This is a genomic window from Nibribacter ruber (genome assembly GCF_009913235.1).
Classification (GTDB): domain Bacteria; phylum Bacteroidota; class Bacteroidia; order Cytophagales; family Hymenobacteraceae; genus Nibribacter; species Nibribacter ruber.
Genome location: NZ_CP047897.1, coordinates 1,320,382 through 1,338,195 on the forward strand (window position 1 = coordinate 1,320,382; position 17,814 = coordinate 1,338,195).

The window sequence follows — 17,814 nt, forward strand, 5'->3', positions numbered from 1 at the left end:
TACCATAAATTGAAACAGTCAGGTGATACGCATCTGAGACAAAAAGAAATATCGTCGTTTTTGGGCTGATTTTAAGGAAACAGGCTAAAAACGAACAAGACAGACAAAACAAAAAAGGGCCGGCCTTGTGGCTGGCCCAAACTAACTTAAAAAGACAGACAGCCATGTTTAACTTATTTAAATCAGCCCCTAAGAACTACCAAGACTTAGACGGCAAAGCTTTTAAAACAGCCTTTACGCAAGCCGGTAAAACCGAACTGTTGGACGTGCGCACTTCTGGAGAGTTTGCCTCTGGCACCATTCCGGGCGCTAAGAACCTGGACGTCATGTCTTCTGGGTTTGCAACCGCCATTGCCCAACTGGACAAGGACAAGGAATACTTCGTCTTCTGCCGAAGCGGCAACCGCAGCGGTACTGCCTGCAAACAATTAGCTGCCCTGGGCCTGAAGGCCTATAACCTAAAGGGCGGCGTGGGGGCCTGGCCCCGGTAATTCAAAAATAGTAACCACAGAAGCGAACCCACTTCTTTAGAAAGACTTACAATATGTTAGAAATACTCAGTCAGCCCTGGCCTTGGTACGTGTCTGGGGCGGTGATTGCCCTGATCATGGTCATCATGCTCTTCTTCGGGAAGTCTTTTGGCTTTTCCTCCAACCTGCGGGTGATCTGCGCGGCCTGCGGGGCCGGCAAGAAGGTGCCGTTCTTCAACTATAACTGGAAAAACCAGCGCTGGAACCTGCTGTTTCTGGTAGGTGCCATTCTGGGCGGTTGGATTTCCTCTACCTTCCTCTCTACTGGTGAGACCGTGCAAATCTCCCAGGCCACCATCCAGGACCTAAAACAGTTGGGTTTCTCTGCGCCGCAGGGCATGCAGCCTCAGGAGTTGTTCGGAATGGAGTCGCTGCTCAGTTTCAAGACCATTGCACTGCTATTGGGCGGCGGTCTGTTGATTGGCTTCGGCTCACGGTATGCAGGAGGCTGTACGTCTGGGCACGCCATCAGCGGCTTGTCAAACCTGCAGTGGCCGTCTTTGGTAGCGGTGATTGGCTTCTTTATTGGCGGCCTTATCATGACGTTCCTGCTGTTCCCGCTTATTTTTTAACCCATACTCTCTTTAAAGACAGAAAGACATAGCCTTATGAAAGGACTTAAATTTATAGTGACGGGGATCCTCTTCGGGATTGTGATGAGCAAGTCTGAGGCCATCTCCTGGTACCGCATCCAGGAGATGTTCCGGTTCCAGTCGTTCCACATGTACGGCATCATCGGGACGGCCGTCATCCTAGGCGTCATTGCCGTGTACCTGATCAAAAAATACCAACTACGCGACTACCAGGGCAATCCCATCACGTTCACGCCCAAGGAGAAGTCGGTTCCCAGGTACCTGTACGGGGGCATCATCTTCGGGTTGGGCTGGGCGCTGGTGGGTGCCTGTCCAGGGCCGCTGTTCGTGAACCTGGGCTACGCGTACTGGCCCATCCTGATCGCCATCTTCGGCGGCGTGGTGGGCACCTACCTGTACGGCGTCCTCAAAGACCGACTGCCTCACTAATCTCTTTTCCGTTTTTGGCCTGTTTTCATGAAAACAGGCCAAAAACGGTTTACTTTGACCATGGTTCTATGACGTTTCACTTTCTATGAATGCCCTCCCTGAAACAAGACTTGGCTTAAAAGAAAACGCGCTGCAGTTCTGGCTGCTGGTACTGGTAAACGGGTTTGTGGGTGCCATGGTGGGCCTGGAGCGATCCGTGATTCCTGAGTTTGCCGAAACCGTTTTTAACCTGAGCGGGCATACGGCCTTGCTGTCCTTTATTGTGGCGTTTGGGCTGGCCAAGTCGTTTGCCAACCTCATGATGGGCAATTTGGCTAAGCGATACTCCCGCAAGCAGCTATTAACGCTGGGTTGGTTATTTGCCTTGCCCGTGCCGTGGCTCTTATTCTACGCCGAGAGTTGGAGCTGGGTCATCTTCGCCAACGTGCTGTTGGGCCTCAACCAGGGTTTAGCCTGGTCTTCTACGGTGGTCATGAAAATTGACCTGGTAGGTGAAAAGAACCGCGGGTTGGCCATGGGCATCAATGAGTTTGCGGGCTATCTGGCCGTGGGGCTGGTGGCGTTTCTGGCGGGCTACATTGCCTCAGAAACCGGCCACGTGACCTACGCATTTCTACCGGGCATCGGGTTTTCTATTCTAGGGTTGCTGCTCACCATCTTTCTGGTGAAAGACACCAAATCGCACGCCAGAACCGAAGCCGCGCAAACCAAGATTCCGTTGCTCTCTAACATCTGGCAAGACACCACCTGGCGGCATGGCAACTTGGGCTCGGTGACCTTGAACGGCTTTGTCAACAACCTCAACGACGGCATTCTCTGGGGACTTTTACCTGTATTGCTGGCGTCTAAAGGCTATTCGCTGGCACAGACTGGACTTTTGGCGGGTATCTATCCGGTGGTCTGGGGATTGGGGCAGTTGGTGACGGGCAAGCTAGGCGATGTGTACTGTAAAAAGCAGTTGCTCACGCTGGGAATGGTCTTGCAGGGCGTGGCCATTGGCTTATTGTTGCTGGCGGGCAGCAGTCCGGTACTTGTGACGGCTTTGGTTTTGCTGGGTGCTGGCACGGCCTTGGTGTACCCTAATTTCCTGAGTGTGGTGGCTGAGAACACGCATCCTTCGCAAAGGCCGCAGAGCCTGGGCATCTTTAGGTTCTGGCGAGATTTCGGCTACGTGGCCGGAGCCGTGGCGGCAGGCGTGTTCAGTGATTTGTTTGGCTTAGATGCAGTGCTGCTGGGCACGGCGGCATTAACCGTTGGGGCCGGCGTTCTGTCTGAAGTGCGCATGTGCTGTACTAAGAAAACGCTGTGGCCAAGCCAAGTTTGCACTTCGGCTCAATAAAAAAGAATAAAACGAGTTAATAGAAATAGACCGCGTTCACAGGCGAAAGAATATATGAAGAGTTACCTGCTTTTAGGCATCAGCGTGTTGCTTCTGCTGTTCACCCTGCCCAAGCCGCCCCAGGCGGTGAGCCGGTGGGAGAGCCCAGAAACGTCTGTGCTCAAAAAAGCTTGTACCCACCAGAAATATTCTACCAAGCGCATTTGCAAAAAGAAGTGTCTGCGTCGTCAAACTCACTCCGGTCCAGAAAACAAGTCCGGGACCGTCACTGACTGCGGCACGCATATCTTTGCCTTGGCCGCCGCTCTTTTGCAGATGCCGGCACACCACTTCTTCCCAGAGGCGAAAGCGAAGGCAGGCGCAATAGCCGTGGCATATCTTCCTCCGCCTTTGGAGCGAGACCCCAACCCACCCCGGTTTTCTTAATCTGATGTTTTCGCGGTACCTCATCCTGTCTAAACTTTTAAGACTGGCAGCGAGGGTACGGCGCATTTGCCTTACAGGAAATGTAGGCTTGGCTTGTCCTTGCCTTGTCAATTCATTTTAAGAAACCAACCCAATGGAAAATACCCCTTTGCAAAAACTATCCTACCTGGTACTTCGGGTGATGGGTAGTCTCATTTTTATCATGGCCGGCTTCAACCACCTGTTCCAGACCCAGGACGCGGTGGCCAAACTGCAGAAGGCGCCTTTTGGGCACCTCACGGCGGGACTGGCCTCGCCAGAGACACTTATCATACTGTCTGGCGTTGGTCTGCTGCTGGGCGGCGTGTTGCTGCTCTTGGGTTTCATGACCAGATGGACGGCCCTGGCTCTGGCCCTGATTCTGATTCCCATCACGCTTACCGTGCAGGTGAACAGCCCGCAGGGCAGCGGCCCTTTGTTCAAGAACATAGCGCTGCTGGGCATGCTGTTTTTCTTTTTCGTGAACGGATCCCGCTACTTCAGCCTGGACCAGTTCCTACAACCTAAACTTCCCAATAAAATGAACCTATTCAATACAGGTAAACTGGTAGCCTTTTTTGCCATCGCCCTACTGCCATTTCTTTCTTCTTGTGCTACTGTTGAATCTGCCACACAAGCATCCTCAAAAGCTGCAACTAAAAACTACGCAGTGCTCATCAGTCAGCCCAACCACGTAAAGGCCGCCGTACACACCGCCCAGACCATGACGCCGGGCAGTTCTTATAAACGAGGTACCTTTGTGGTAATGGCCTGCGCCAAGTCTGTAGAGGCTTTTGTGGAGGGCAGCGATTTGGCCTCAGAGATTGAGAAAGGCAGAGCGGCGGGCGTGCAGTACAAAGTCTGCGGCATGTCCCTGAAGCAGTTCAACATTGACCCGGCCACGCTGGTAGAAGGCGTCACCGTCATCCCCAACGGCCTCACCTATATGTTTGACCTGCAGAATCAGGGTTATACCACGGTAGAACTATAGCCGTTTTTGGCTTATTTTCTAGAAAACTCCCTAAAAACGAAAAATATGAACAGAGATAAATTTTCCTTCAAAAGCATACCCGGCTGGGTCTATACCTTGGCCATTTTCGGTTTGTTGTACGCTACCGGCCTACACACCGAAGTCCTGGGCGGGGCTCAGCGCCTGCTCCTGGCCACCGGCCTAAAGAACGCCGACGTACCCACGCAAACGGAACCTGCCACGCCGGCTACGTTGACGGCCACCTCTCAACCAATGGTGGGTGCCGGCTTCCAGATGACAGATTTAGACGGTAAGCTGGTATCATTTGAGTCTTTGAAAGGCAAGGTCATTTTCCTGAACGTCTGGGCTACCTGGTGCCCGCCGTGCATAGCGGAGATGCCCAACATCCAAAGCCTGTATGAAAAAGTAGGCTCAGACAAGATTGCGTTTGTGATGCTGTCTGTTGACCAGAAAAGCCGGGAGAAGGTCAAGAAGTTCATTGAAAAAAAGGGCTTCACGTTCCCGGTGTACATGCCGGCCAGCGGGTTGCCAGAGGCGTTCAACAGCCCTGCCATTCCTTCTACCTACATCATTTCACCGGCCGGGCAGATTGTGGCCCAGCAGAGCGGCATGGCTGAGTATGACACGCCCGAGGTGATTGACTTTTTACAGAAGCTGGCCAAATAACCTACCCTCCATTTTTAGAAAATCTGGCTTTGTCAACGGGCAAGGGTGGGAAAGGTATGCCTTACTTGTAGCGCATAGCTTCTTCCTCTCTTCTGCCGGTTTGCCTATCCTATCTCCTTATTTAGGCTCTTTAAACCTTACCTATGATTCATCTCAAAATAAGAAACTATATCACCAGCCTCTTTTTATTGGCGACAATGGGCGTGATCTATTCTTGCCAGACGCAGCCTCAAAAAAGCGCTGCCACAACACCTGCCCATAATGGCGTAGAAACCATTACCATCTTGCAGACCGCTGACATCCATGGCCAGTTGCTACCGCACCAGGAGTTCTTTATAGAAAACGGCGAGTTTGTCTTTAAGGAGCGCGGCGGCGTGGCCCACATCCAGACCATTTTCAACCAAGTAAAAACAGAAAACCCAAACGGCACTGTGATTGTTGACGGCGGCGACCTGATTCAGGGAAGTGCCGTGGCGGCTTTGTCTGAAGGAAAAGTCTTCGGGCCGGTCATCAGCGCCATGTCCTATGACTTTTTGATTCCGGGAAACTGGGAAGTCATCTTCGGGAGCCAGAAAATGCAGGCGGTGCTCAAATCCTACAACAAGCCTGTAGTCTGCGCCAATATTTATGACGAAGCCTCTTCTAACATACTGTACCCGCCTTACATCATCAAAGAAGTGAAGGGCGTGAAGTTGGGCTTTATCTCTTACAATGACCCCGAAGTGCCCATCCGCCAGAACCCGGGTTTCAGTAAAGGATTACTTTTCAAACAACTGGAAGAAAATCTTCAGCCGCTTATTAAGGAATTGAAGGAGGTACAGGAAGTAGACATTCTGTTTCTGGTAACGCACTTGGGCATCTCTAAGCAGATATACCTGGCAGATCAGGAAGAGATAAAGGGTGTGGACTTTATTCTGGGCAATGACACCCATGAGCGCATAAGACAGCCTCTGAAAAGAAAGTACGCGCAGGTGGTGGAACCGGGAGCCTTCGCGTCCTTTGTGGGCAGATTGGACTTGGACGTGAAGAATGGCAAGATTGTAAGCCAGCGCTATGAACTCATTGACGTTGACCCTGCCAAATTTCCCGCCGACCCAGCCGTCCAAAAAGTAGTGGATGCCCAGATGGCTCCCTACAAGCAAAAGATGGACCGGGTGCTGGGTTACACGTCTACGCCCCCTTACCGCTATCTGGTGGTGGAGAACCCCATGGACAACATGATTACGGACGCTCTACGCGAAAGAACCGGCGCGGACATTGCCATCTCCAACGGCTTTAGGTTCAGTACACCCATTGTGCCCGGCGCCTCAGGAACAGCCCCCATCACCTACAGCGACCTTTGGAACATGCTCCCTGTGAATGAGAACGTAAAAACCGCCAAGGCAACGGGTAAGCAGATACAGGATTGGATGGAGCAGGAGTTGCACAACGTCTTCGCAGAGAAGCCATTGGAGCGGTTTGGCGGCTGGGTCTTGCGCTTTTCTGGCATGAAAATGACCTTTAACGCCAACGCTCCCAAAGGCCAGCGGGTACAGAGCATAATCGTGGGCGGCCAGCCGTTAGACCCAGCCAAACTTTATACTCTAGCCGCCTGCCGGCGAACCGGCGAGCCAGATCACATGCTCTGCCGCCTGCCAAACGCCCAAGATCCTCAAGTGATGAAGTACACGGTGCATGATGTGTTGGAGGATTACTTAAAAAAGCAGGGTACCGTGGCTCCAAAGGTAGATGGCCGAGCCCAAGCCCTGGATTTGCCCTCCCCCGTGCTGTCCCAATTGCCAAACGTTGACTATGAGTTCAGGTAAAAGCACGAGAAAACCATTACTATCTTTTTTGCATTAGCGCCTCATTCGTTTTTGGCCTGTTTTCTTTAAAACAGACCAAAAACGCAAAATAGGAATCTGTGAAAGTTCCACTTTTAAGGAGTAAAGAAAAGGGAGGCACCTGCGTTGCCTCCCTTTTCTTTACTCCTTAATTTTAAATATTATAGGTGTCACCTAATGAACGAAGGCATCTTGCTTTATAACTTTGAAAGTTATTCAAAACCTAAAGTTTCACATTCAACCCTATCCCCAGCGTGGGTTGATGGAAAAAGGGAGACTGGTCGCCAACGGAAAGGTTTTTCTGAATTAGGTTACCTTCAATATAGCCATCAATTCGTTTATTAATCCGGTATTTCAACAAAAGCCCTCCTACAAAATAGGTATTTACCCCTGAAGCGTTTGCCTCACTGTTTATAGTCTTAGCCCCTTCACCTGAGGTTGAATATTCGTTGTGAACAGACCCAAACACCGTCACTAACTTGGCGGTCCCATATAACTGGAATCTTTTCCCGGGATTAAATGGCGTATACTGTAGCGTCACTGGAATCACCCAACCTCTTATATCATTTCTAATTTCATCAGTAAATGAAGGGCCGTCCTCCTCTTTCCTGTATATTCCTGCACTAGTAACAACACTTCTCCTATACCCAACTCCCACTTCTATATTTAGTCGGTCACTAAGCCTATAGCCTAAATGAGGAGTAGTCCATGGCCGCAAATTTCCCCCTTGATACGTTATGCCAGAAGAAGATCTGCTTTTAAATGCTACGAAATAGTTAATGTTACTTAATCCTACCCCTACATACCATTTGCTTTCTGGAGGGGATGTTTTCAAGGAATCTAAAGTCTGCGCCGAAGCCGCGCTTGCGAATAATAAACAGATAAGGGTTGCGCAAATAGAATTTCTCATGGTATATAATTTGGTTATAGGTGATTCTATGGAATGGGTGAACTGATGAAATGAACAGGATTAAATGCAAGTATTATTAATTGTTATATAGAAGGGTTTGAATAACATAGTAACTGACTATATTCTATTCTTATTATATTAAATATTAAAAATTTACAAATCGTAATAAAGACATCATCGGCATGTTAGTAGGTCTTTAATGATTGTCTAAAAACTTCAAGCTGTGTTTGCTTTATCCATCTTTTACCGGCTCCCTGAACAAACCTTTTCTGTGTCTGTTAACTAAATATTGTTTCACTCAGTACAACCACCTATACAGGACAGCTGGCAATAAACAAGACCTACCTATGAAAAACTCAAAACAACTTATTATTTCTAGCCTGCTGGCGGTGGCCATGAACACCGCCTGTAGCCAGAAAACCATGACCAATGACCCGGTAGCAAATGAATGTAAGCCCCTGGAAACACGCCAACCCAACGTACCAGAGCAGAAACCAACCTTTGCCGGCCAAACCCGGGCCTGTGGCATTACGTCTACCTCTGCCTATCAAGTAGATGTAATGGCCAAAGGACTGGACAAACCTTGGGCCGTAGAACCTATGCCAGACGGCAATTTGCTGGTAACAGAAAAACCCGGCAGAATGCGCGTCATCTCAGCAATGGGTGCCATGGGCGATCCTTTGACCGGACTGCCTGAGGTAGTCGCTGGCGGACAGGCTGGTCTGTTAGATGTGGCGCTTAGTCCTACGTTTGCCACAGACAGAACCATTTACTGGAGCTTCTCTGAGCCGCGTCCCGGCGGCAACGGAACTGCCGTAGCCCGCGGCGTATTGTCACAAGACAACAAAAGCCTGAGCCAGGTGAAGGTGATTCTGAGCACCAAGCCTACCTATAACAACACCATGCACTTCGGTAGTAGGCTGGCGTTTGGGCAGGACGGCATGCTGTACGTGACCATGGGCGAACGCTCAGATTTAAAAACCCGGCCCCAAGCCCAGCACATGGACAGCCACCTGGGCAAGATTCTGCGCATCACCAATGACGGCGCTCCGGCTCCGGGCAATCCATTCATAGGCCAGGCCGGCGCCTTACCCGAAATCTGGACTGTAGGCCACCGCAACGTACAATCCTCGGCCTTTGACACCCAGGGCAGACTATGGTCTGTGGAGATGGGACCACAGGGCGGCGATGAGCTGAACCTGATTGAAAAAGGCAAGAACTACGGCTGGCCGCTGGTGACCTTCGGGGAAGAATATTCTGGGCAGCCAGTGCCCAATGCCGTAACGGCCAAAGAAGGATATGAGTCGCCGGTGTATTACTGGGACCCCGTGATTGCGCCGTCTGGCGCGCAGTTCTATACCGGAAGCGCTTTCCCAGAGTGGCAAGGCAACCTGTTTATAGGCGGACTCAAAGACAAGCGCCTGGTTCGGCTGAAGATAGAGAACGGCAAAGTAACCGGCGAGGAGCATCTTCTTACAGACCGAGGCCAGCGCATACGTGACGTGAAACAAGGCCCGGACGGCGCTCTGTACGTAGTCACTGACCAAAGCAACGGCGAACTCTGGAAAATCTCTCCCAAGAAATAACGCAGTTTCCATTTTATCACACAGCACCCCGTTTTTGGCTTGTTTTCCAGAAAACAAGCCAAAAACGGGGTGCTGTGTTACTACTGTTGCTACAGTAGGACAAAGGCAGGTACAGCTTCTATATTCCTGTGCCGTACCTGCTTTGTCCACTACATTCACATAAGTTTTACTTTTCCTTCAGTTGGAACACCCGTGAGATGTTGAACCCGAAATAAATATCGCCTTTGCTCCAGCTGCCCGCATTACTGGGGATGAAGAATTGCTCTATCATTCCCTGGGAGTTGGTGGCCATGAGTTGGAAGACGTGTCCGCCGGTTTCAATGTCTACCCCCAACGAAAGGCTGTTCCTGAACTGGTCTGCGGTAGCACCCGGTAATAGATAAAAGTATTCTGCGTTGAAGGTAGTGCGTTTGGTCAGTTTAAACCTTCCGCCCGCGCCCACGGCATACACGTTGTTCTCATCCGTAGAAAGAGGCACCAGGTTTCTGTGCACCAGGGTTGGGGCCACCTGCAAAGAGACCCTATCTGTGAGCTTGCGGGCTACCAAAGCCTGAAACGTGTAGGTGAGCCGGTACTTGAACTGTTCTTCTACGTTGGGCTCAAACCACTCCAAGGTTTTAATGGCGGTGCTGGTGAAAAGCGTGAGGGTAATGGGCATGCCTGCTTCCTGCTGCTGAAGTAGTTTGTATTTCAGGAACCCGTCATAGGTTTTTTCCAGGGAGCTTCTGCCCACGCCCACGGTCAGCTGATCTGTGAGACCGTATTCCAAACCCAACCGAATAGTGGCCTGGTCCAGCCCCCAGAACTCATAGGCGCCGCTGTTAAGAGTCCCAAATCTATGGGAGATTAAAAATAGCAGAGCGCCGGCTCCGTTGGTTTGCACGGTGTGCCCGTTTAGCAGGCGCGTGGCTTTGAAGGTGCCCGTGGTATGGCCTGTCCGGGCGCTGTCCTGGGTTTCCGCTAGCTTTAGCAAATCGTCCTGGGCCTGGCTTTTGGTCACCATCACTAGGCAGAAAAAGCAAAAAAATGCAACACGTTTTATCATGGCCGTAGAGGTTTTTCCTGGAACGGAGCATACAGCATCTGCACGCTTATGTCAATGCGTTTGGCTATGTGCTCTCTCACCAGGGCGGGTATCTCAATGTTGAATTCCTGGGGCGTAACAGAGAAGTTGGCCCTGCCCTGCAACTGCCTTCCTTTCACGTCTAGCGTGGCATTGGTCTTCAGGAGCCTCTCTACCCCGTGAATGGTCAGAACGCCCTCCAACTGCAGGTTATAGAGCCGGTCCTGCCCGAAGTCGATTTCCTGCAGATTGAGGATTTTGCCTTTAAAGGTAGCCTTGGGGTACTTGTCTGACTCCACGTAATTCTCATTGAAGTGCTCCTGCATGAGCGCCTTCTTGAACTGGAACGCCTTCATGGGCACTGAGAAAACCAATTCTCCGGTCTTGGTGTCCAGTATAGAAACCACTTGACGGTTATGGGCTTCAATGTCTTCCAGGGGGGCCTTGGAGAAGAAGGAAATGTACCCGGTCCTGGTCATGTACTTGCCCTGTGCCTGCACCCCGGGGGGGCCTAGCAGTGCTAAAGCTCCCGCCAGCAGCAACATCCTTCCCCTCTTTTTCATCACCCTGGTCATAGTCTTAGTTGTTAGGGGCACCGTCATCTACCCATTTCTTAATCTTGGCAATGTTACAGTCAGAAAGCTTAGCGCCCCCGCTGGGCATGGCTGGAAACCCCGGAGAGTGTGTAATCACGCCCATGAGCTTGCCCGTACTGGCCTGGGCCTTTACGCCGGCGTACGTATCCAGCACCACGCCGTCGGTGGCAATGGCCGTGCTATGACAGCTGTAACAGTTAGTGCTCAAAATGCTCACCACGGTGTTGGTGTAGGTAACGCCGGTGGTCACGCATTGCTGGTCCTGCGGATTGGGCGTGGGGGTTGGTTGTGGGTCTGGATCATCAGCTGAGTCACTGGAACAGGCAGAAACCATGCTGGCCGCAAGCGCCAGTAATACAAAAACGGTACGTGATGGGGTAAAATACTTCATAGTGGAGAAGGATTAGTGGAACAAAAAAGCGTTTTGAAAAAGGGGGAGTCCTGGAGCCTCCCCCTTTCATCAGTTGAGATTAATAGCCGGTGGTGCCGCCTGTAGTGCTGCCCGTGGTAGAGCCGGTGGTGGTACCTGCATTTCCTGTAGTAGAACCAGTGGCCCCTTGCATGGCAATCTGGGCGCGTATTTCTCCGGCCGGGTAATTGGTGGTGTGCACGTTCACATACCATAGGCCCGCCATCAAATCTGCCTCCTGGGCGTCGGTGAGAACTGCCTCTGCCGTTACTGGGCTACTGAAGGTGGTTTCACGTATGTTGACCACCGGCGGGCCAGACACGCCCACGGCTCCCTTGTGAAAGTGCGCCATGGTGGTGGCGGAAGACAAGCCAGAAAAGGTGAGGGTGTAGGACAGTACGTTGGTGTCTTTGTTGTAAGAGCCCGTGATGGTACCAGTACCTCCAGAGGCATTTGCGGGAACTTCCTGTGCCCCGGTCAAAGTGGCCATCTGCATCTCTACCTTGTTCTCCTTTGTCATACCATCATCATCATCATCATCACTGCAGCTGTTCATGGTGAAGGCGCCTACTACCAGTAGACTGAATACCAAGTGGAAAATATATTTTGAGGTTTTCATAGTGATACTTTTTACTTTTTGAGATTGAATTGAATACATCCTTATCACAAGTAGCTATACATCAAATATTTATAGCCTTCGTTTTTTCCTTTTAAGCAATTAATCGTCCTGAAATTTGGGCAACAAGGAGCCAGTCTCCCATTTTTTGGAAGATGAAACAGTGAGTTGAAAGTTGTTTAGGGTTTTAGGTGAAACGTATAACTGGTAGAGAAAAAGACCCCGGCACTGGTCAGGTTAACCTTTCCTTCGCCTATGCCAGACAGCGGTATTTTCACGAACGGCTCCACCCCCAGAGAAAGGCCGGAGGCAAACGTGCGCGCGTAGCTCACGGAAAGATTCTGGACCTGGAACCAATGCCGGTTCTCATTGTCCACTTCCCAGGTTTTGGTGTAGGTTTTGGCCGGATTGCCATAGCCATACGCAGCGGTGTAACTATATGTATACTTCTCGCTTAGCATGAGGTAGCTGGATAGTCCGGCCTGCAGTGCTAGCGTATTGCCTCCTTTCTGCCAGAGCGTGTATTTCAAATTCAAAGGCAAGTCAATGACCTGGCAGACGGCGTCAATGTCATTTTTATAATTACTGATGGCAGAACCAGCGGGCGCAGTGTATTCCTCAGGCGGAGCGGAGTAAATCTTGCGGGCCCAGATGGCACCAGTCACCAGGCTCCACCTCTTGCTGATCGGAACGGCCACCAGCATGCCGGCGTTGGGAGAGATCCGGCCCGCGCCTTTGAATTTGACCGTGGTAATATCTGGGGCTATTGCTACACCTACCTGCACAAATCGCAGAAAATTACTTTCCTGTGTCACTGGGGCTTGTTTCTGTGGCAGACTGTCTTGGGACGGCACCAACTCTACAGGCGTTTCTTTCAGGTTTTTGGGCAAGTCTGCAGAATCAACTACCAAGACTGTCAGCGCTTCCAGTAGTTTTTTTTCTTTAGTGGAAATAGCTTCCTGCTCGGTTATAAGGGTTTCTTGCTGCTTTAGGCTTTCTTCCTCCAATCCTTGTGGGGCCTTTTCTGCGCCAGCGTTACTTTCTTTCCTGTTGATGGCTAACTTGTATGGAACGGTTCTTTTTTTACCGGGCAGCAAAGTCACAATTCCTAAAACTCTTCTTTGCTGGGCAACCCGTTTTTGGGCAGTTTTCTGGGTTTCAGGCGAAAAACGTTCCTTCTGCTGGGTATTCTCAGGTATTGCTGCCTTATCCATGGAGACCTGGGCTTTTTTAGTTGACAGGCTAGTCATGGTTGTAGCCTCTGGCCGGGTGCGGCTGGCAACCGAAGTTGCTTTTTCTGGCGCGGTAGCCTCATTCTCTGACTGGCTCTGTACCAATGCAGCAGACTTTTCCTGATGGCTGGTAAAGAGTGTGGGCACGCTGAGCAGACCCAGAAAGAGCAGCAAGATGAGTGCCGAATAATACCACGCACCTCTTCCCTTGCCCCCCTGGAGCGTATCTAGCCGTTGGTCCATGTCTGCCCAGGCGGCCGGGTTAAAGGGAGGTTCATACCCTTCTGCCGACTCCCGGAACAGCTGATCTAGTTCTTCGTCAGACATATTGTTTGTACTCATCTACCCTGTTTTTTTTTAACATCTCCCGTAAATTGGCCCTTGCCTTGAACAGATTGGATTTGGACGCTCCCGCAGAAATTCCCAGAATCTCAGCTATTTCCTCATGGGTGTAACCGTCAATCACGTACATGTTGAACACCGTTCTATAGGCCGGCGACAGTTGCTGCACCAGGCCAATGAGGTACTCATAGTTGATCTGCTGCAGGACGTCATAGGCATCGGCGGTGGGGGCCGCGGACTCCAGGTCCATGGAGTGGTAATGCTTGAGGTTGTGGCGGTAGTTGTCCAGGGCCGTGTTGATCATGATCCTCCTCAACCATCCTTTAAAAGGCTTGGCCGGATCATACTGCTTTAACCTGGTAAACACTTTCATAAACCCATCATTCAACACCTCTTTCGCCTCTTCTGCATCTTTGGAGTAGCGCACGCAAATGCTCATGGCATAGCCATAGAAGAGCTTGTAAAGCTCTCTCTGTGCTTCTCGGTTTTGTGCCAGGCACCCTTGAAGTACTGCTTCTATCTCCTTGCTTACCGTTTCGCTCACTGTTTCAGATTTAGCGCTCCCATCACGGAAGGATTTACAAAAGGGTTGCCACGGCTTAAAAAAAAATTTACCTGAAAAATGCAGGGACGGGAATCTATCAGCAACCTGGCCTGGTGTACAGCCCAGTGGACATTGGGGGAATGCGTGATGGTTCTGGGTAGAAAGATATCATTTTTACGGATTTGACAAGAAGTTGGGACTTCAAAATAGAGAGTGGGCATCTGTCCTTTGTGGGGGAGGGCAAAAAAAAGAGGGGCGACTGTAACGTCTGCCCCTCTCTATTGTATTTCTAGCCATGGTCTACGCCAAGTTCTTGATGTACACCTTGAACGAAGATCCTTTGCCCACCTGGCTTTCAACGGTCACATAGCCACCCAGCGCCTCAGCCTGGGTTTTTACCAGGTACAGGCCCAGCCCCTTGCCCGTGACATGGAAATGGAACCGTTTGTATAGGCCAAATAGATTTCCCTGTTCCTTTTTAAGGTCAATGCCCAGGCCGTTGTCTTCTACGGTAAAGCAGAAAAGGTCTTCCACTTGCTCCGCCGAGATTTTAATCTGCAGTTCCCGCTGGGGCGCCTTGTATTTTACAGCGTTAGACACCAGGTTGCTCAAGATGCTGCTCACGTAACTTCTGGCAGAATGTATCTTCTCCAGACCATTCAATTCTATCTGTACCCGAGGCTTGGTGGTGTCTGGCAGAATCTGGAGAACCTGTTCCACCAACTCCCGCAGGTCAATCTTCTCGCGGGCGTCGTTCACCTCGCCTTGCATGCTAAGCAAATCATTCAAGTCCCGGAGAATGGTGTCCAGGTTCTGAGCGGTTTGTTTTAGCCGGTCCAGGATGAGCTTTTGATTTTCCATGTCCTGCTGGTAGTTGAACAGCGCCGTAAGACCCAGAATGTTGGCCACCGGTGAGCGAAGGTTATGCGAGACAATGTAGGTAAACTGCTCTAAGTGGCGGTTGCGGCGCAGGAGTTCTTCTGTGAGGAGCATGCGTTCCTGTTCTGCTTTCTTCTGTTCTGTGATGACCGTCTCAATGACAATGAACTTCTTGCCACCAGATTGTTCATCAAAAATGGGCGTTACGTCCAGCTTAGACCAATAAAGTTCTCCGTTTTTATTCCTGTTTTGTACCTCCTGCACAAAAGGCTCCTCAAACTTCAGTTTGTCTCTTATCTGGCGCACCTCGTCCAGCGCGGTCTCTGGGCCTGCCAGCAGGTCGCCGGGGCGCTGGCCCTTCATCTCTTGCAGGGTATAACCTGTGACGCGGATAAATCCGTCGTTCACCCATTCAATGCGTGATTGATCATCTGTGATATACACAGAGTTCACGGTTTTACTGGCCACCCAAGACAGTTTCTTAAGTTCTGCCTCGGCGGTCTTGCGGCTGGTAATCTCTTTGAAATAAATGGAAAGCCCCTCTTCAGATGGGTACGCATTCACATCTAGCCACAGCTTTATATTAGGCGAGAACATTTCAAAATGAACGGCTTCTCCTGTGGCAAGGGCCTGTTGGTAATGCTGGTAGAAACCTTCAAATTCCGTCACAGGGAAAATCTCCCGCATGTCTAAGCCCAGCCAACCCTTGGAATTTACGCCGAGCACCTTGTCAAATTCCTGGTTGATGTAGGTGAAACGCCAATCCTTGTCTATGGTAAAAAAGGCATCTCTGATGCTTTCCAGAATTGTGTTCAGTCTGTTGGCGGTGGCTTCTTGCAATAACTGCTGTCTTTTGGCTACCGAGATGTCTTTGGCAATGCCGTGTACGCCCACCACCTTTCCATGAATGATGATAGGAATTTCTGTGAAACTGAAATACAGGTCTTCATTATTAGGTCCCTTCATAGCCGCCTCTGAAGAGATGGGCTCCCCGCTTAGCACCTTGGCGAAGTCTCTTTTGGTCTCCTCTAGATTGTCCTGGCTGGCAAACTCAAACAAATGCTTCTTCTGCAACTCTTCTGGGCTCAAACCAAAGAACTTAAGGGCTACGCTGTTGGCAGAGGTATAATTTCCTTCGGTGTCTAAGGAATACACCGCATCTGGATTATAGTCAAAGAGGGCCTTGAAACGCTGGTTGTTTTCTTCCAGTTGCAATTCTGCCTTGCGGCGGTCTGTTATGTCCCTGGTGTTTACTATGATGCCGTTGATGCTGGGCTGGTCCAGACAGTTGGTGGCATGAGACTCCAGCCAACGCCATTCCCCGCGCCCGTCTTTGAACTGATACGGCATGGTGTTCACTTCCTCCCCGTTCAGGACCTTGGTAAGGCAGGCAATAACTTCTTCATGAAAATCTGGGTGGATGTATTCAAAGGCGTTCCTGCCAATGAAGTCTTCTGGTGAAATACCCAGAATTCTGGCGACGTTGCTGCTGGCAAACAGATAGCCACCCTGGATATCCAGGATACCGATCATGTCAGAACCTTGCTGTAAAAGAGCCTGCAGGCGTTCCTCGCTTTCCTTTTGAATCTGGTCTACCTTAATCAACTCTGTGATGTCACGCGCAATGCAATAGGCTTTGCCCACCGTCTCAGAGCGCGAAGAAGACCAGGAAAGGTGGACCAGGTTTCCGTTTTTATGCCGATATCTGTTCTTAAAATTGGTGGTGGTTTTAACGTGTTTTACCTTTTCTGTGTCCTGCAGGGTGCTGGCAATGTCGTCTTCATATATAAACTCAGTATAATGACGGTTCACCAGTTCTTCTGCCTTGTAACCCAGAATGGTTTCACAGGCTTGGTTCACGCGCAGGAACCGTCCTTCCAGATCAAAGGTGCAGATAAGGTCCGCAGAATGTTTGAGCACCATGCCCATGTCATGGAGGGATTCTGTGGTGGCTATCTGCTGCTGTTCCAGTTTCTCTTCAAGCGCTTTGATCTCTCGTTGATCCCGCACATGCAGGCTTACCAGTGTATCGCCTTCCAGCGTTTGAACGGTTTTGGCCAACAGCTGTACCGGAATCATGGCACCGTCCTGGTGCCGTAAATGGAGCTCTCTTTGGCAGATCCCTTGTAACTGGCTCTCCTGCCGTATTAGCCTCCACTCCCCTTCTCCCAGATCGCTGAGGGGCTCCAAGCCCAATAAAAGCAAGGTGCTCTTCTCATGGCCTAACAACTGTTCCAAGGCTTCGTTCACGCTCAACAGGGTACCGCCTTGATGGGTTAGGGCCATTGGTTCTGGGTTAAGGTCTACCAGGGCATAGAGAACTTCAACCCCCACCACGGGCACCTGTACTTCTTGCTGTACTGTCATTTCTACTTCAATTTCCCCCTTCTCCATGGTATTGATATCTGGTTCGCTCCTTTGCCAGCTGAGCACTTCCTTTCTGTAAAGTCCTGTATTATACAAAATAAGCACGCTAACCAATAACTACCTTGCAAACAGAAACAATAAATTGAAGAAGGATAAAATACTTTAAATCTTCTGATTAAAAACAATAATCCTGCTACTTCATAGGTACTACTGGTAATCTTCAAAGGCAATTCTGACGATTTAAGTTCTTCAATAATTCATAAAATTAAAACTGCTCCCGCGCTTGCTCCTGCTTAGCGGCCTACCTAAGAAATTTGTCAGCACCGGCAACATACATCAACCTGCTTTTTTGCTGCCTACTTACCCCCTGTATTAAAAAAAGGAACCATCGTTTTTAAGCTGTTTTCTGAGAAATAGGCCAAAAACGCCAAAAAAAAAGAGCAGCTGTTGAGGCT

At 50.3% G+C, this 17,814-nt stretch carries 17 protein-coding genes; 9 read left to right on the top strand and 8 right to left on the bottom strand.

From position 1 onward, the window contains the following. Positions 1 to 164: 164 nt before the first annotated feature. The 8 genes from GU926_RS05585 (at position 165) to GU926_RS05620 (ending at position 6,797) form a co-directional block, all read left to right on the top strand. Positions 165 to 491: a rhodanese-like domain-containing protein gene (locus tag GU926_RS05585; RefSeq protein WP_160689826.1), complete on the top strand. Its 327-nt coding sequence runs from the start codon at positions 165 to 167 to the stop codon at positions 489 to 491. 53 nt (positions 492 to 544) lie between these two features. Then, positions 545 to 1,102 (top strand): YeeE/YedE family protein, encoded by a 558-nt coding sequence (locus GU926_RS05590; RefSeq protein ID WP_198001466.1) that lies wholly within the window; start codon positions 545 to 547, stop codon positions 1,100 to 1,102. Positions 1,103 to 1,138: 36 nt separating this feature from the next. Then, entirely contained in the window at positions 1,139 to 1,552 is a 414-nt protein-coding gene (locus tag GU926_RS05595) for a YeeE/YedE family protein (protein ID WP_160689828.1), read from the top strand. Positions 1,553 to 1,637: 85 nt separating this feature from the next. Next, positions 1,638 to 2,891, top strand: a complete 1,254-nt coding sequence (locus GU926_RS05600) for an MFS transporter (RefSeq protein WP_160689830.1) — start codon at positions 1,638 to 1,640, stop codon at positions 2,889 to 2,891. A 54-nt stretch (positions 2,892 to 2,945) separates the two neighbouring features. Next, complete coding sequence (locus GU926_RS05605) at positions 2,946 to 3,317, top strand: hypothetical protein (RefSeq protein ID WP_160689832.1); 372 nt, start codon at positions 2,946 to 2,948, stop codon at positions 3,315 to 3,317. A 133-nt stretch (positions 3,318 to 3,450) separates the two neighbouring features. Beyond that, entirely contained in the window at positions 3,451 to 4,326 is an 876-nt protein-coding gene (locus GU926_RS05610) for a DoxX family membrane protein (RefSeq protein WP_160689834.1), read from the top strand. 45 nt (positions 4,327 to 4,371) lie between these two features. Continuing rightward, the gene (locus GU926_RS05615) at positions 4,372 to 4,992 is read left to right on the top strand and encodes a TlpA family protein disulfide reductase (RefSeq protein WP_160689836.1); all 621 of its coding nucleotides are present in this window, start codon (positions 4,372 to 4,374) and stop codon (positions 4,990 to 4,992) included. Between the two features lie 143 nt (positions 4,993 to 5,135). After that, on the top strand, positions 5,136 to 6,797 hold the full coding sequence (locus GU926_RS05620; protein ID WP_160689838.1) for a bifunctional metallophosphatase/5'-nucleotidase: 1,662 nt from the start codon (positions 5,136 to 5,138) through the stop codon (positions 6,795 to 6,797). Between the two features lie 241 nt (positions 6,798 to 7,038). On the opposite strand, the gene GU926_RS05625 is transcribed toward GU926_RS05620, so the two are convergent. Beyond that, positions 7,039 to 7,725: an outer membrane beta-barrel protein gene (locus tag GU926_RS05625; protein WP_160689840.1), complete on the bottom strand. Its 687-nt coding sequence runs from the start codon at positions 7,723 to 7,725 to the stop codon at positions 7,039 to 7,041. Positions 7,726 to 8,072: 347 nt separating this feature from the next. Here GU926_RS05625 and GU926_RS05630 point away from each other — a divergent pair, with 347 nt between their 5' ends. Next, on the top strand, positions 8,073 to 9,311 hold the full coding sequence (locus GU926_RS05630) for a PQQ-dependent sugar dehydrogenase (RefSeq protein ID WP_160689842.1): 1,239 nt from the start codon (positions 8,073 to 8,075) through the stop codon (positions 9,309 to 9,311). A 166-nt stretch (positions 9,312 to 9,477) separates the two neighbouring features. Here GU926_RS05630 and GU926_RS05635 read toward each other — a convergent pair whose 3' ends face one another. From GU926_RS05635 to GU926_RS05665, 7 genes are all read right to left on the bottom strand, one after another. Beyond that, positions 9,478 to 10,356 (bottom strand): DUF5777 family beta-barrel protein, encoded by an 879-nt coding sequence (locus GU926_RS05635; protein WP_198001467.1) that lies wholly within the window; start codon positions 10,354 to 10,356, stop codon positions 9,478 to 9,480. Next, a complete protein-coding gene (locus GU926_RS05640; protein ID WP_160689844.1) occupies positions 10,353 to 10,937 on the bottom strand; it encodes a YceI family protein in 585 nt (194 codons plus the stop codon). Before GU926_RS05640 ends, GU926_RS05635 begins: the two co-directional genes overlap by 4 nt. Before the next feature lie 16 nt (positions 10,938 to 10,953). Continuing rightward, positions 10,954 to 11,361 (bottom strand): cytochrome c, encoded by a 408-nt coding sequence (locus GU926_RS05645; RefSeq protein ID WP_160689846.1) that lies wholly within the window; start codon positions 11,359 to 11,361, stop codon positions 10,954 to 10,956. A gap of 79 nt (positions 11,362 to 11,440) precedes the next feature. After that, a complete protein-coding gene (locus GU926_RS05650; protein ID WP_160689848.1) occupies positions 11,441 to 11,998 on the bottom strand; it encodes a CHRD domain-containing protein in 558 nt (185 codons plus the stop codon). Between the two features lie 176 nt (positions 11,999 to 12,174). Further along, entirely contained in the window at positions 12,175 to 13,569 is a 1,395-nt protein-coding gene (locus GU926_RS05655; RefSeq protein WP_160689850.1) for a porin family protein, read from the bottom strand. Then, a complete protein-coding gene (locus GU926_RS05660) occupies positions 13,547 to 14,113 on the bottom strand; it encodes an RNA polymerase sigma factor (RefSeq protein WP_160689852.1) in 567 nt (188 codons plus the stop codon). The genes GU926_RS05655 and GU926_RS05660 overlap by 23 nt, the downstream gene beginning before the upstream one ends. A 300-nt stretch (positions 14,114 to 14,413) precedes the next feature. Then, positions 14,414 to 17,386, bottom strand: a complete 2,973-nt coding sequence (locus GU926_RS05665; RefSeq protein ID WP_160689854.1) for a PAS domain S-box protein — start codon at positions 17,384 to 17,386, stop codon at positions 14,414 to 14,416. Positions 17,387 to 17,814: the final 428 nt, after the last annotated feature.

What these genes read in the sequence shown, in the direction of transcription:
- GU926_RS05630 (WP_160689842.1), top strand. Translation starts at nt 8,073, where the DNA reads ATGAAAAACTCAAAACAACTTATTATTTCTAGCCTGCTGGCGGTGGCC.
- GU926_RS05595 (WP_160689828.1), top strand. Translation starts at nt 1,139, where the DNA reads ATGAAAGGACTTAAATTTATAGTGACGGGGATCCTCTTCGGGATTGTG.
- GU926_RS05645 (WP_160689846.1), bottom strand. Translation starts at nt 11,361, where the DNA reads ATGAAGTATTTTACCCCATCACGTACCGTTTTTGTATTACTGGCGCTT.
- GU926_RS05625 (WP_160689840.1), bottom strand. Translation starts at nt 7,725, where the DNA reads ATGAGAAATTCTATTTGCGCAACCCTTATCTGTTTATTATTCGCAAGC.
- GU926_RS05640 (WP_160689844.1), bottom strand. Translation starts at nt 10,937, where the DNA reads ATGAAAAAGAGGGGAAGGATGTTGCTGCTGGCGGGAGCTTTAGCACTG.
- GU926_RS05650 (WP_160689848.1), bottom strand. Translation starts at nt 11,998, where the DNA reads ATGAAAACCTCAAAATATATTTTCCACTTGGTATTCAGTCTACTGGTA.
- GU926_RS05610 (WP_160689834.1), top strand. Translation starts at nt 3,451, where the DNA reads ATGGAAAATACCCCTTTGCAAAAACTATCCTACCTGGTACTTCGGGTG.
- GU926_RS05635 (WP_198001467.1), bottom strand. Translation starts at nt 10,356, where the DNA reads ATGATAAAACGTGTTGCATTTTTTTGCTTTTTCTGCCTAGTGATGGTG.
- GU926_RS05590 (WP_198001466.1), top strand. Translation starts at nt 545, where the DNA reads ATGTTAGAAATACTCAGTCAGCCCTGGCCTTGGTACGTGTCTGGGGCG.
- GU926_RS05665 (WP_160689854.1), bottom strand. Translation starts at nt 17,386, where the DNA reads ATGGAGAAGGGGGAAATTGAAGTAGAAATGACAGTACAGCAAGAAGTA.
- GU926_RS05605 (WP_160689832.1), top strand. Translation starts at nt 2,946, where the DNA reads ATGAAGAGTTACCTGCTTTTAGGCATCAGCGTGTTGCTTCTGCTGTTC.
- GU926_RS05600 (WP_160689830.1), top strand. Translation starts at nt 1,638, where the DNA reads ATGAATGCCCTCCCTGAAACAAGACTTGGCTTAAAAGAAAACGCGCTG.
- GU926_RS05620 (WP_160689838.1), top strand. Translation starts at nt 5,136, where the DNA reads ATGATTCATCTCAAAATAAGAAACTATATCACCAGCCTCTTTTTATTG.
- GU926_RS05655 (WP_160689850.1), bottom strand. Translation starts at nt 13,569, where the DNA reads ATGAGTACAAACAATATGTCTGACGAAGAACTAGATCAGCTGTTCCGG.
- GU926_RS05615 (WP_160689836.1), top strand. Translation starts at nt 4,372, where the DNA reads ATGAACAGAGATAAATTTTCCTTCAAAAGCATACCCGGCTGGGTCTAT.
- GU926_RS05585 (WP_160689826.1), top strand. Translation starts at nt 165, where the DNA reads ATGTTTAACTTATTTAAATCAGCCCCTAAGAACTACCAAGACTTAGAC.